This is a genomic window from Dysgonomonas sp. BGC7 (genome assembly GCF_001261735.1).
Taxonomy (GTDB): domain Bacteria; phylum Bacteroidota; class Bacteroidia; order Bacteroidales; family Dysgonomonadaceae; genus Dysgonomonas.
Genome location: NZ_CVRP01000007.1, coordinates 580,611 through 595,538 on the forward strand (window position 1 = coordinate 580,611; position 14,928 = coordinate 595,538).

General features: G+C 36.4%; 11 protein-coding genes. 10 read left to right on the forward strand and 1 reads right to left on the reverse strand.

Annotated features, from left to right (window positions below):
• Positions 1 to 197: 197 nt before the first annotated feature.
• The 8 genes from feoB (at position 198) to serB (ending at position 13,013) form a co-directional block, all read left to right on the forward strand.
• Positions 198 to 2,684, forward strand: a complete 2,487-nt coding sequence (gene feoB / locus BGC7_RS07760; protein WP_050701081.1) for a ferrous iron transport protein B — start codon at positions 198 to 200, stop codon at positions 2,682 to 2,684.
• Between the two features lie 463 nt (positions 2,685 to 3,147).
• Positions 3,148 to 6,258: a SusC/RagA family TonB-linked outer membrane protein gene (locus BGC7_RS07765; RefSeq protein ID WP_242034429.1), complete on the forward strand. Its 3,111-nt coding sequence runs from the start codon at positions 3,148 to 3,150 to the stop codon at positions 6,256 to 6,258.
• A 26-nt stretch (positions 6,259 to 6,284) separates the two neighbouring features.
• A complete protein-coding gene (locus tag BGC7_RS07770) occupies positions 6,285 to 7,760 on the forward strand; it encodes a SusD/RagB family nutrient-binding outer membrane lipoprotein (protein ID WP_050700983.1) in 1,476 nt (491 codons plus the stop codon).
• Between the two features lie 29 nt (positions 7,761 to 7,789).
• The gene (locus BGC7_RS07775) at positions 7,790 to 8,590 is read left to right on the forward strand and encodes a lipid-binding protein (RefSeq protein ID WP_050700984.1); all 801 of its coding nucleotides are present in this window, start codon (positions 7,790 to 7,792) and stop codon (positions 8,588 to 8,590) included.
• 704 nt (positions 8,591 to 9,294) lie between these two features.
• A complete protein-coding gene (gene pyrE, locus BGC7_RS07780) occupies positions 9,295 to 9,924 on the forward strand; it encodes an orotate phosphoribosyltransferase (protein WP_050701083.1) in 630 nt (209 codons plus the stop codon).
• Between the two features lie 12 nt (positions 9,925 to 9,936).
• Positions 9,937 to 10,377, forward strand: coding sequence for a polyketide cyclase (locus BGC7_RS07785; protein ID WP_050700985.1), 441 nt, complete (start codon positions 9,937 to 9,939; stop codon positions 10,375 to 10,377).
• Positions 10,378 to 10,380: 3 nt separating this feature from the next.
• Complete coding sequence (gene argH / locus BGC7_RS07790; protein WP_050700986.1) at positions 10,381 to 11,718, forward strand: argininosuccinate lyase; 1,338 nt, start codon at positions 10,381 to 10,383, stop codon at positions 11,716 to 11,718.
• 74 nt (positions 11,719 to 11,792) lie between these two features.
• Positions 11,793 to 13,013 (forward strand): phosphoserine phosphatase SerB, encoded by a 1,221-nt coding sequence (gene serB / locus BGC7_RS07795; protein ID WP_050700987.1) that lies wholly within the window; start codon positions 11,793 to 11,795, stop codon positions 13,011 to 13,013.
• Between the two features lie 79 nt (positions 13,014 to 13,092).
• Here serB and BGC7_RS07800 read toward each other — a convergent pair whose 3' ends face one another.
• Entirely contained in the window at positions 13,093 to 13,773 is a 681-nt protein-coding gene (locus BGC7_RS07800) for an MIP family channel protein (RefSeq protein ID WP_050700988.1), read from the reverse strand.
• Positions 13,774 to 13,951: 178 nt separating this feature from the next.
• Here BGC7_RS07800 and BGC7_RS07805 point away from each other — a divergent pair, with 178 nt between their 5' ends.
• Both BGC7_RS07805 and BGC7_RS17620 read left to right on the forward strand, forming a co-directional pair.
• Positions 13,952 to 14,461, forward strand: coding sequence for a hypothetical protein (locus tag BGC7_RS07805; protein ID WP_050700989.1), 510 nt, complete (start codon positions 13,952 to 13,954; stop codon positions 14,459 to 14,461).
• A 21-nt stretch (positions 14,462 to 14,482) separates the two neighbouring features.
• Positions 14,483 to 14,890 (forward strand): putative quinol monooxygenase, encoded by a 408-nt coding sequence (locus BGC7_RS17620; protein ID WP_082206545.1) that lies wholly within the window; start codon positions 14,483 to 14,485, stop codon positions 14,888 to 14,890.
• Positions 14,891 to 14,928 lie beyond the last annotated feature (38 nt).

Here is a 14,928-nt window from a genome sequence, read left to right on the forward strand (position 1 = left end):
ATATAGAGCCGCCATTGAGACAAACTTTTAGCATTGGTTTTTTCTTTTATTCTTTCTCAAAATGGTGTTGAATCATACTTTGTTAAGAGAAGAATGTCTTTTCTCTTTTTATATTCGTTCTAAATAAAGCATTTTTTATGTGCGAAATATGGTAAAAAATGCTCATCTTTGCAGTTCTATTAAAAAAAGGATTCAATATGCTCTTATCTGACCTTAAAACAGGAGAAAAAGGTGTTATTGTAAAAGTGAATGGTAGTGGTGCTTTCCGCAAACGGATACTCGAAATGGGGTTTATAAAAGGCAAAACTATCAAGGTGATCTTAAATGCTCCTCTTAAAGATCCTATTAAATATAAGATAATGGATTATGAAGTCTCTCTTCGCCGCAGCGAAGCGGGATTGATAGAAGTGGTGTATCCCGGATCTGTAGGAGACACTGGTCTTATGCCTATGCATAATGATTATAATTCTGATAATGATTATAATTCGGGCAATGAGTCTAGAGTTTCAAATTCAGAAATTCATAATGAAGATAAAAAACTAATAAAAGTCGCCTTGGTAGGTAATCCTAATGCGGGAAAAACCTCTCTTTTTAATATAGCTTCCGGTGCACATGAGCATGTTGGAAATTATGGAGGGGTGACTGTGGATTCGAAAGAAGGCAAATTTAAATATGGAGGCTATACATTTCTTATTATAGACCTACCTGGTACATATTCTCTCTCTGCATATACTCCTGAAGAAATATTCGTTCGCAGATCTATTGTCGAAGACAAGCCTGATGTTGTTATTAATATTGTCGCTGCTTCTAACCTCGAAAGGAATCTGTATCTTACTACTGAACTTATTGATATGGAAGTGCCAGCCGTTATTGCATTGAATATGTATGACGAGTTGTTGGAGAGTGGCACAGAGTTTAACTATAAGAAGCTCTCTAAAATGATCGGAATCCCGATGGTGCCAACTGTTGCCAAATCGGGTACAGGAATCAAAGACTTATTCGATGCTGTAATAAGAAGTTATGAAAAAAGAGAACCTATTTCTCGTAGGGTGCATATATCTTATGGTAATACTGTAGAAAACTCAGTAAGCAAACTTAATATAAAGTTAGAGAAAAGTGGAAATGGACAATTGCTGTTTCCTCGTCGCTACATATCTGTTAAGTTGTTAGAAAAAGATCAGGATTTAGAGCAATATATTGCTTCTCTGAAAGGAGGTGAAGAAATTCTGGAAGCGCGTGATAGCGAAGTCAAGTACATTGAGGAAACTCTGAATGAAGATACAGAGTCTGCTCTGACAAATGCCCGTTATGGATTTATAGCCGGAGGACTAAAAGAAACATTAAAGGAAAAAACAAATGAATCGGATCGTACTCGTATTATCGATTCTATTGTTACAAACAAATATTTGGGCTTTCCTGTTTTCTTCTTTTTTATGTGGGTTATGTTCGAATGTACATTTCGTCTGGGAGGATATCCGATGGAATGGATCGAGAACGGAGTAGGATGGATTGGCGATTTTATTCGAGGCAATATGGCTGAGGGTATACTCAAAGATCTGATTGTGGATGGCATTATTGGTGGGGTAGGAGGCGTTATTGTCTTCTTGCCTAACATCCTGATTCTATATGCCTTTATATCTTTTATGGAAGATTCAGGATATATGGCCAGAGCAGCTTTTATAATGGATAAAGTAATGCATAAAATGGGTCTACATGGAAAATCGTTTATCCCTCTCGTTATGGGATTTGGATGTAATGTTCCTGCAATCTTGGCTACCCGTACTATAGAAAGTCGTAATAGTCGGATGATAACTATGCTCATAAATCCTTTTATGTCTTGCAGTGCCCGTCTGCCGGTATATTTGCTCTTCGTAGGCGTTTTCTTCAAGTCGTATGCAAGCTTTGTTTTATTTGGACTTTATTTTATAGGAATATTGCTGGCGGTGGTTTCAGCTCGTCTATTCAAAAAGTTTCTGTTTCCAAAAGAAGATACTCCTTTTGTAATGGAATTGCCTCCGTATCGTATGCCAACGCTACGTGCAGTGCTTACGCATATGTGGGATAAATCGAAGCAATATCTTCGTAAGATGGGAGGTGTTATACTAATTGCGTCAATCGTTATATGGTTTTTAGGCTATTTTCCTCGGGACAAAGAACGGGATGCAGCTTTCGATAGCCAGATAGCTAATGTTGAAGCTAGTTATGAAAATAAAATAATAGATGATTTAGAGAAAGCGGATCAGGTAGAAGAGATCGAGGAACAGCGTAATATTTCTCATCAGGAGGAATCTTATATTGGACGGATTGGCAAAACTATAGAGCCGGTGATGCGTCCGTTGGGCTTTGATTGGAAAATAAGCGTTAGCCTTCTTTCAGGTATGGCAGCAAAAGAGGTTGTTGTTAGCACGCTAGGTGTTTTATATACAGGTGATCCTGAAAATCAGGAATCACTAGAAGTACGTCTGCTTAATGAAACAAAACCAGATGGGACGGTTACGTTTACACCATTAGTTGTTGTCAGTTTGCTATTGTTTGTTCTAATATACTTTCCTTGTGTTGCCACTATTGCTGCCATAAAGGAAGAGTCTGGTTCATGGAAATGGGGTATGTTCAGTATTGTTTATACAACTTTGCTGGCTTGGATTATCTCCTTCTTGGCATACCAGATAGGATCAATATTTTAAAGAATTCTTTTTAGTCAGGTTTTCTTAAATTTGTGATGTTTCCATTTTTTTTCTATTTGTTTAGAAGAACGAGTTCTTTTATAAAGTTTTTGTGTTAAAATTTTAAATATAAAATGTTAAAACCGTAGATGCGTATATCTGATATGTATTCTTTTCCTACCTTTTGTCTTTGATTCTGCACAACCTTGGAGATGTCTATTTGTTTATCATCTTTTTTTTGTTTGTTTTTATCTTGTTTTTGTAATAAAATGATATTTATTTGTCTAGTTTGCTATAATTTGTTATTTCGTAAAAATTGTATAAATTTGCATGTTTAATAATAAATAGATGCTAAAAATGCTTTGCATCAAAATGTTATGTGGATATAACAGAAAAGTTATTTTAATTTTAATAAAGTAGTGTTTGTATGAAGAAAAGAATGGTGTTAATTTTGTCCTGCTTATTTATAAGTATAGGACTTATTATGGCACAAACTACAAATCGGTTTAACGGTACTGTTGTAGACAGTAACGGGGAGCCTGTTATTAGTGCCTCAGTAGTGGTGAAAGGAACTACAATCGGTACAGTTACCGACTTGGATGGTAAGTTTTCTATTAATGTACCAGAAGGGAATAATACTCTTGTATTCTCATTGGTGGGTATGAAGACAAAAGAAGTAAAAGCTACACAAGGTATGAGGGTCGTTCTAGAAAATAACGATCAGATTCTTAATGAAGTAGTTGTAACCGCACTGGGTATATCTCGTGATGCAAAAGCGTTGGGTTATGGTTCTACTACAGTTAAGAATGAAGAAATTACTGCTGCCAAATCAGGCTCGTTAATGTCTGGGCTAGTAGGAAAAGTTGCTGGTATGAACATTTCTACTGCGGGTGGAACTGGTACTTCTCAAAAAGTAATCGTTCGTGGATTCTCTTCTTTTACAGAAAACCAGCCATTGTATATTATTGATGGTGTACCTGTTCAAAACACATTCTCAGGAAATGACAAAACTAATAACTCTGTTGACTTTGGTAACTTGGCTGGAGATATAAATCCAGATGATGTTGAGTCTATAACAGTTCTAAAGGGTGCATCAGCGACAGCTTTGTATGGAACACGGGCTGCAAGCGGTGTTATCATGATTACTACCAAAAAAGCAAAAAAGAATCAAAAGCCGACTATTACTTACTCAGGAACATTTTCTGCAAGTAATGTATTACGAGCTCCTCAAACACAAGACATGTTTGGACAAGGCTGGCCTATTTGGGATGCCGCAGAGAATGGTTCATGGGGACCAAGATTTGACGGTAGAATGCATGAATGGGGTGCTGATATAAATGGAGTATATAGAGAGAAGCCTTTTTCATACATTAAAGATAATGTGAAAAACTTTTATTCTACAGGTTTTGAGATGAATAATAATGTCTCTTATGCTGCCAGCGGTGAGCATACAGGTATTATGGTTTCATATGGTAATTTGACTTCAGATGGTATACTCCCTGGAGATGCGGATAAATATACTCGTAATACAATCTCTTTCAGAGGTAATACTGTGTATGATAAATTAAATATAAGCTACAATGTAAACTATTCAAGAAAAAATATATCAGCAGTTTCTTCAGGACAAGGGGGAGATGGTGCTGCTTTATTTCAGGAGGTTTTACAGAACCCGGTAGATATCAATTTACAGGATCTTAAAGACTTAAATAATCCATATAATAATCCTGATAATTATTATACATGGTACGCTGAAAACCCATATTGGGTATTGGCTAATAACGGAAATAAATATATTGATAACCATACAATTGCTAATCTTGAAGCATCATATCAGTTGATGCCATGGTTAAAGGCTATAGGACGTATTGGTGGAGATTTTAGTGATTCCAGACGTCAGGCGTGGAATGGTGTAGCTCGTTATACTCCTGGTTCTTATAGTGACCAAGGTGGTAAATCTTACGCAGAAGGATCATATCTGGAGCATAATGAGTCAAGAACTCAATTAGATGTAACAGGGATGCTGGATGCTAATTATGCTTTAAATCAAGATATTAGTCTTTCCGGAGTTTTAGGATGGAATTATAATCATAGAGATCTTAATCTTATAGATGCTTATCTCTATAGTCTGAATGTACCAGGTTGGTATAGTTTAGAAAATGGTAGTACGGATCCTACAACTTACTCTCGTTTATATAAACGCCGTCTCTATGGTGCTTTCGCTCAAGCAGAGTTTGGTTATAAGAACTACTTATATGTAACTTTGTCTGGTCGTAACGACTGGTCTTCAACTTTGCCTAAAGATGACAGAAGCTTTTTTTACTGGGGGTCTAATGCCGGATTGATAGTAACGGATATGATTCCGTCTATCAAGAGTGATTGGTTAAATTACCTAAAGGTGAGAGCTGCATATGGAAAAACAGGTAAGGATGCAAATTGGTATCTTATTTCAAATGAATATCAGCCAACTAAGATTGCATTAGGATTTGGTAACCTAAACTTACCATTAGGTGGAATACCAGGGCTGACTATGGGTAATACACATGGAAATGAAAACCTGAAACCAGAAATTACGCGTGAGGCTGAATTTGGGTTTGATGTACGTTTGTTTGATAGCCGTGTTACTCTTGATTTTGCATATTATGATAGAAATACCAAAGATCAAATTATAGCTGCTACTCAACCTTATGAAACAGGTTATGGTACATATACAAGAAACGTAGGTGAAATACAAAATAGAGGAGTTGAGATCGCTTTAGGAGTAGTTCCTGTTCGAACAAAAGAGTGGAATTGGAATTTAGGAGTAACTTTCGCTAAAAATAATAGTGAAGTGAAGAAACTTTGGAGTGTTGATGGTAAGGATGTTAATGAATATGTTTTGACGTCTGCATATGGTGTAGACTTTGTTGCTGAGGTAGGTAAACCATTGGGCGTTTACAAAGTACCAAAAGTACAACGTACAGATGATGGTAAAATTGTAGTAAGTGCTTCCACCGGTCGTCCGCTAATTGTTAGTGGAGAGAAAGAAGAGGTCGGTTCTTCCGCGCCTAATTTTACTATGGGGTTTGTAAACCGTGTTACATGGAAAAATTTGACTTTCGGTGCTGTTGTAGACTGGAGAAGTGGAGGAAAATTCTGGAGTAATACAGCGGAAATGATGACATGGAATGGTAATGCTACTGCTACTATGTATAATGGACGTCAGCCATTTGTTATACCTAATTCAGTAAAACCGTCAGGAAACACCTTTGTTGAAAATGATGTGCCTATCACATGGGAAAGCATGTATTCATATTATAATCACTCTACTAATACATATATGTATAGAAACTTTGTTATTCCTAAGGGATATGTGAAGTTGAGAGAAGTGAGTTTGACTTATAATTTCCCTAAGAATCTTTTGACAAAACTTAAAATTGTAAAAGAACTGGAAATTGCAGTTATTGGAAGAAATCTATTAATGTGGACTCCTAAAGGAAATAACTTTGTCGATCCTGAGGCTACTAACTATGGTAACGATATAACATCGGAATTAGGTGAATTTACTGCAGCTCCTACAACCAGATCAATAGGAGGTAGTTTGAAAGTCACTTTCTAATAAGTAAAATTTAATAAATCAAGAAAATGAAGAAATTTATATATAAATATCTGATAATTGCTTCCCTGATTTTTTCTGCAGCATCTTGTGATTTGGATATAAATGAAAATCCCAGCTTTCCGACGACTGCTGATCCAACGATGTTGATACCTTCAGGAATGGCGTGGTCTGTTTCTAATTTGGGAGTGGAGGTCCAATTGGCAACAAGTATGTGGTCTCAACACTATACTCAAAATAATGCTTCGAATCAATACACTTCGTATGATTCTTATAATATTACGAATACAGCATTTAATAGATTATGGTTGCATGAGTATGCTGGAGCTTTGACAGACTTATATGATGCAAGATCTCAATCGGAAAAAATAGGTGAGTGGCAATATTGGATTACTTCTCAAGTATTAATAGCTTTTGACTATCATATATTAAATGACCTTTTTGGAACGATTCCTTTTACTCAGGCTGTAAATTTTGATGAGTATAAAGCTCCCAAATTTGATGATAGTAAAACTGTTAATGCTGGTATAATAGACTTATTAGACAAGGCTATAGCTAAAGGAACTGATGCTGCGGATAAAACTTCTCTTGAAGAAAAAGACTTGGTGTATGGTGGCGATATAAGTAAGTGGATTGAGTTTGCAAAGACATTGAAACTAAAAATACTAATGCGCGATTTTGATGCAAATAAAACTACTATTCAAACTATGTTGAATGCTGGAGGGTTTATTACAGAAGATGCGAGAGTAAATGGTTTCGAGGATAAAGAAAATAAGTCAAATCCGCTGTATGAGTATGACCGTCGTAAGTTAAATACTAAGTATAATATTAAGGCTAGTGCTACAATGATAGCTTATCTTTCTGCTTATAATGATCCTCGTATTGAGGCTTATTATGAAACAGGCGATAAAGGTGATTTTAGAGGGTTACCCCAGGGAGGTTATAATATTGCTCAAAAGATAATAGCTGCAGGAGATGTATCTCGTGCAAGACTAGCTGCAACGGACCCTGTTTATTTCATGTCTGTCGTAGAAAGCCATTTTATTCAGGCAGAAGCATATGCTCGTTTAGGAGATAAAACTAAGGCAAAGACATCTTATGAAGCTGGTGTAACTGCAGCATTTGACCGTTGGGGATTTGCTGATAAAGCAGCAGCTTTCTTGGCTGGAGTTTATAAATTTAACGATGCTTCAACAGAAGATATGATTAAATCTATAATTATGCAAAAATGGGTTGCTTCTGTTAGGTGTCAGGCTTGGGATGCATTTTTTGATATCAATCGTACAGGATATCCTGAATTGGGTACGGAATATGTGACAGTACAAGATTTGTGGACAGTTCCAAACTCCAATTATGTGGTAGGTAAATTAACTCCAAGCGTAAACTCAGTATTGAGTGCTGGTAAATATCCTAAGAGATTTTTGTTGCCGAAAAATTCTACTGATAATAATCCGAATGCACCGGCTGTTATTCCTATAACTGATAAAATGTGGTGGCATAAATAATCCCCTATAAAAATAAATACATATTGATTATGAAAATATATAAGATATTTCTGTTACTATTTTGTGTAACTGCCTTTTTTACATCGTGTGAGACATATGGCGATCCCGATGTTGATTATTCTTCTGTAGAGAAAATGTCGGGAGAGTGGGTTATCCGATTAAATGATGCTAATACAAAAGCATTGTTAAATGTATTAGGTTATAAAGATGATAAGGTGCCTATCTATACTTACAATACTTCGGATGGTAGTAAAACCCAAATGTGGTTGAGAATAGGTTCTGCGTCTATTTCTGCAACATCTCCGTATGCTCCATTTGCTGTAAAAGGAAAGGTTAATATAGACCTTGGCTCAAAAACGTTTTCAGCTAGTGATGTGGAGAATGGATTTTTTTCCGGTAAAAAGTTTTCTGTATCAGAGGGAAAAGTTATCTTAGATGGTACAGTTACTCCATCAGGAGGTAAAGCTGACTCTATTAGCTTCAAGCTTACATCGGACTTGCATCCCGGTATTACCTATATAGTATCAGGTTATAGAAGAACAGGTTGGCATGAAGATGATCCTACTGCTGCCGATCCTATCTCTTTGGCTAAAACAACAGTATCTTTAGCGGCAGGTGCATCTACTACTGTGGCTATAAAGAAAGGTAATGGTACATATACAATAGAATCTTCTGCTCCTGCCATTGCTACTGCTACCGTTGTTGAAAATAACGATCCGGAAAAGCATACTGGAACAATAACTATAAATGGGCATGCAGCTGGTGGTGCTAAAATAACCATTAAGGATATGGAAGGCCGTTCAGAAAACATTATAGTAACGGTAGAATAAGTCCTCTGTAAAATAATAGATCTTACTATTATATATAAAAGCCTCCAATATTTCTTGGAGGCTTTTTGTTTCTTTTAACCTTAGGTAGAAACTATATCTAGATTTTCCTTTCTACCTTTGTATATATAAAAGGAGGATGAAAAATGATTCAGGAAATAATTGTTTTATTGATAGGACTTCTTGTAGCCCTGATAGTTATATATAAAATTTATGGTTTCTTCTTCTCGAAGAACGAACAAAAAGGGAGTTGTGGATGTTCTAATTGTGGATGTAGTCCTAAAAAGAGAGAAGTTAAATATTGAAATTCTATTTGGAAAACTCAATAGTTTTGTTTAACTTTGAAGTAAGAAAACTAAAAGAGATTAGTTTAAGTCGTGTTGGTCGATTGGGAAACTCATCAATGAATAACATATCCGAGACAAGCTTTTGATTCTAATGGCGGGCCACACCTTCGGGTTGCATAGCGCGGTGGATTACAAAGGGATCGAGGCACTCAAATCCTGTTTTAAGGAGTTTCGGCTATATCCACCAATACGGCTTTATATACAAAAGGAATTGACTGAGCAATCAGTCGATTCCTTTTTTGCTTTTCAGTCTCTACAATATTTCACATTTTCTTTATGCTATAATTTCTTTTCTTTTAGCTATTAATTGTATATTTGTAGGCTAATAATAGTTGATTGTTGTTATTTATAATAGATAATATGAGAACCCTAGAGAAACTCACAGCCGAGAAACTTCTTAGTATAAGAGCTATAAAACTCCAACCTTCTAATCCTTTTACATGGGCTTCTGGATGGAAATCTCCAATTTACTGCGACAACCGTAAACTTATATCGTATCCCAGAATACGTACATTTATTAAAACAGAGTTGTCTCGTCTTATATTAGAAAACTTCTCTCAAGTAGATGCTATTGCAGGGGTTGCAACAGGAGCTATTGCTCCGGGTGCTTTAGTCGCAGATTTACTCGGATTACCATTTGTATATATTCGTGCAACACCTAAAGATCACGGCTTAGAAAACCTTATAGAAGGAGAACTGAAGCCAGGAAGTAAGGTTGTTGTAGTTGAAGATCTAGTTTCCACAGGTTCCAGTAGCCTAAAGGCTGTTGAAGCTATTCGCAGAGACAGTTCGGAGGTCATAGGTATGGTTGCTAATTTTACATATGGATTTCCGGTTGCGTCACAAAAATTTAAAGAAGCAGGAGTTGAATTGCTGACATTGACCAATTATGATGCAATTCTGGAAGAGGCTTTACGCATCGATTATATTGCAGAGTCAGACTTGGAAACTCTTCAGGAATGGAGAAAAGCTCCGGCTGACTGGAAATAAGGAAAATGTGATATGACGGAATTTGTAAGCGAAATAAAAGTCGTACCGCATTCCGATGCGGACGTATATACTGTGCTTTCAGATTTGAATAATCTGGAATTAGCAAAAAGTAAAATACCTCAGGATAAAATAAAAGACTTCTCATTCGATAGAGACTCTTGCACAGTAACAGTTGATCCGGTAGGTAAAATCCGGTTTGTTGTTATAGAAAGAGAAATAAACAAAACAATTAAATTTCAGGCAGAACAATTACCTTTTGGTGTAACGATGTGGATTCAGCTAATGCCGGATTCATTAGGGGAGACTAAGATGAAACTTACAATAAAAGCAGATCTTAATCCGTTCTTAAAACCAATGGTATCTAAACCTCTTCAGGCTGGACTAGATAAGGTTGCTGAAACTTTAGCCGGATTGCCATACAATGAAATTTTGAATAAAGGAACAATAGAGTAGCTAATGAAACTTTGGGAAAAAAGTGTTCAGGTAAATAAAGACGTAGAAACATATACTGTAGGTCACGACCGAGAATTGGATGTATATCTCGCACCCTACGACGTATTGGGTTCTATGGCTCATATAACTATGCTTGAATCGATAGGGCTTCTTACTAAAGAAGAATTGCATTTGTTGTTGAATGAGCTTAAAGAAATATATGAAGTTGCTAGCGATGGCAAATTTACAATAGAAGATGGTATTGAAGATGTTCACTCTCAGGTAGAACTTATGCTTACACGTAAATTAGGCGATGTGGGTAAGAAAATACATAGCGGACGGTCTCGTAACGATCAGGTTTTAGTCGATCTGAAACTATTCACACGAGATCAAATACACATTCTTACAGACTCTGTTTCTGCTCTTATCGATGTCCTACTGGCTCAAAGCGAGAGATATAAATCAGTTTTGATGCCGGGTTATACTCATTTGCAAATAGCAATGCCTTCATCGTTTGGGCTATGGTTTGGTGCATATGCTGAAAGTTTGGTTGACGATCTGCAAGTATTGTTGGCTGCATATAAAGTTTGTAACCGTAACCCCTTAGGCTCTGCTGCTGGATATGGTTCGTCTTTTCCTCTCAACAGGCAAATGACAACCGACTTACTCGGCTTCGACTCAATGGACTATAATGTAGTTTATGCTCAGATGGGACGAGGGAAGATGGAAAAAATTGTTTCATTCGCTATTTCTTCTATTGCTGCCACTTTGTCGAAGCTATCGTATGACGCATGTATGTATAATAGTCAGAATTTTGGATTTATAAAGCTTTCTGACGAATATACTACAGGTTCCAGCATCATGCCTCATAAGAAGAATCCTGATGTATTTGAACTGACACGTGCCAAGTGCAATAAATTACAGGCATTGCCTAACGATATAACATTGATTGTAAATAATCTACCATCCGGATATTTTAGAGATTTGCAGATTATAAAAGAACTCTTCATCCCTGCTTTTGAAGAAATAAATGATTGCCTGCATATGGTTACCCGTATGATGGGTGAAGTGAAAGTTAACGAGCACATATTAGACGATCCTAAGTATCTACTGATCTTTAGTGTAGAAGAAGTGAATCGTCTTGTTCTCGAAGGTATGCCTTTTCGTGATGCTTATAAAAAAGTAGGTTTAGAGATTGAAAAAGGCAACTTTGCTCACGATAAAAATGTGAATCATACACATGAGGGTAGTATTGGTAATTTGTATAATGATCGAGTCGATCTATTGAAACAACAGATTGTAAATCAGTTTGGATTTGATAAAGTAGTAAAAGCTGAAAAAGCTTTGTTAAATAGAGAATAAGCCCAAATTCAAAAATGACGATAATACATAAAAGATTATCGTCTAATTTTTTTACATGCAATAAGTAATCACTTATGGAAGATCCAGAAATAATATTAGCCAGTTTATCAGGAGAAGATAAACCCGGAGTTACTGCAGCGTTAACAGCTGTTTTGGCAGAACACGATGCAAACGTACTCGATATAGGACAGGCTAATATACATCACTCATTGTCTTTGGCTATAATGTTTGAGGCTGCCAATGCAGGAGAAGTTATAAAAGATTTGCTTTTCAAAGCAACTGAGTTAGGAGTAGTTATTAGGTTCTCTCCGGTAAGTAGAGAAGATTATTCCCGATGGGTTTGTTTGCAAGGAACTAAAAACCGTTATATTGTTACCCTATTAGGGCGTACCCTCAAGCCGGCTCAAATATCTGCCGTAGCCCAAATAAGCCAAAAGTATAAACTTAATATCGAAAAGATAATTCGTCTTACAGGACGAGTTCCTCTCGAATCGACAGAACGTCCGAGCCGTTCTTGTATCGAAATGGCGATAAGAGGCCATGTAGAGGATGTGCAGGCTTTGAAGCATGACTTTATGAAACTTGCTGATGATCACGGGATAGATATTGCTTTTCAGGTAGAAAGTATGTATCGCCGTATGCGTCGTCTTGTGTGCTTCGATATGGATTCCACTCTTATTCAGACAGAAGTTATTGACGAACTGGCGGATAGAGCAGGAGTGGGAGATGAAGTGAAGGCTATTACAGAATCAGCTATGCGTGGAGAAATTGACTTCTCTGAAAGTTTCAAAAAACGTGTGAGTTTATTGAAAGGCCTTGATGAATCTGTAATGAAGGATATTGCCGAGAACTTGCCTATAACGGAAGGAATGACTCGCCTTATCCGCATATTGAAAAAGAGTGGATGTAAGTTGGCTATTCTTTCGGGAGGATTTACTTATTTTGGTAATTACCTGAAAGATAAATATGGCTTCGACTATGTATATGCTAACGAACTAGAAATAGAAAACGGTAAGCTTACCGGTAACTATGTTGGCGATATTGTAGATGGTAAACGTAAAGCTGAACTTCTGCGCTTACTAGCTCAGGTAGAGAAGGTTGATATACAGCAAACTGTTGCTGTTGGCGATGGAGCAAACGATTTGCCTATGCTTGGTATTGCCGGTTTGGGAATTGCTTTTCATGCTAAACCTAAAGTGAAAGAGAATGCAAAACAGTCTTTGTCTACAGTTGGGCTCGATGGTATTCTATACTTTTTGGGCTATCGTGACTCTATGCTCGATGGAGAAATCTAAGAAATAATTGGTACCTAATAATATAAAAGGGGAATGCTCAGAAAGCATTCCCCTTTTATATTGTTCTAAGAACGATTTATTATTCTTTTTCGGTATCAATAATTTTCCACACTATTGCCGAAAGTGCAGCTCCTAAGAATGGTGCTACAATAAATAGCCATAATTGAGATAATGCTTTACCTCCTTCTATAACGTCAAAGATAGCAGGGCCGATACTTCTTGCAGGGTTAACCGATGTTCCTGTAATAGGAATACATACAATATGTACAAGAACTAAGGCCAAACCAATCGCTAAGCCTGCAAATTGATTTGGAGCTCCCTTAGAGGTAACACCAAGAACTACCAGAACAAAAATGAATGTAAAAACTAATTCGGCGATAAAGGCTGTTAGCATAGAACCCTCAGCAAAGCCATTAGCTCCGGTAAGAGTTGTTGTGGAGCCGGAATCTTTAGCCAGAATGTACAAAATAGCCGAGCCTATTATAGCTCCCACTACTTGAAAAATAATATACATGATGGCGTCTTTGCCAGACATTTTCTTAGAAAGGAAAACACCTAATGTTATTGCCGGATTAATATGACATCCTGATATTTTACCGATAGTGTATGCCATTGCTACTACTGATAAACCGAAGGCAAAAGCCACTCCAAGTGTGCCTACAGATGCAAAAGGCTGAGTTGCTCCTGCAAATACTGCCGCACCGCATCCCATTAATACTAGAACCATAGTTCCGATCATTTCCGCTAAATACTTTTTCATAAGAAAAAAACTTTTAATTTAACAACTGCGTAATTTATGTAATTTGTTTATTTGCGTTTTCTTGTGAGACGAAGGTAGGAAAATATACAAAGCGTACAAAATTTATATATTGTCCAATATACATCTTATGTTAATCTCATTGTTTATATTTGTATATGAATAAACCTAAAAACCTTATATGATGAAAAAGATATTTCTACCTTTCTTATTTAGTTTGTTCTCAATAATGCTTATAGGACAAGATTATAACATTCCAAAAGACTATAAGTTCGATACTAAAGAAAGTTATTCAGACTACGAGCCTCAGGTAAAAGAAACTATAACATGGCTGCTGTCTACATCATTGGGTAAAGATGCAATAAAACGGAGTGAAGCAAATTCATTTCTTATGGCTTGGGTGGGAGGAACACCAAATGTTACGATCGGGATTTCTCCTCAGATAGTGAATTTTATAGACAAAAACCCGGAGTTGCTAATCCCTTTCATAGCCGGATGGACAGAGTACTCTCTTAATGATTCATATTCGAAAGATCAAGTACAAGGAAATAAGGCCGGAGTAGAGGCTGTTGTAGCATTCTATCTGAAGAATAGAGGTTATCTGAAGAAAGATGGTAATGTAGAAAAATATGCAAAACTGATAGAGAAAGGTAAGCTGGAAGATGATATCGCAAAAAGAATAAAGAAATAATATAAATACAATCGAAACATTATGCAAAAGAAAGTACTAATTGGTCTATTAGCCTTGTTTTCATTTGTAGCTTGCAATACAAGACAAGATAATCAGCAAGAAGATGCTGTAATAGTAAAAGATGAAGTGGAAAGAACGGGTGACGAATTGAAAATAGTGGCTATAATAACTGTGAAGCCTGAGCAAATAAGAGATATGCTTCCTCTGTTTCAAGAAATAGTTCAGGGTAGTCAGGAAGAAGATGGCTGCATATCATATAACTTACATCAGGATATAAAGGACTCTACAAAATTTATTATGCTCGAAGAATGGAAATCTCAGGATGCCATTAATTATCATAATAATACAGATCATTTTAAATCTTTCAAAGCTGCGTCTAAAGATATGGTTGAAAAATCTGAAGTAAGCGTTATGAAGTTAATTTATTGATATTATTAACTATTATAGAAAAAGGGGATCCCAAAGAA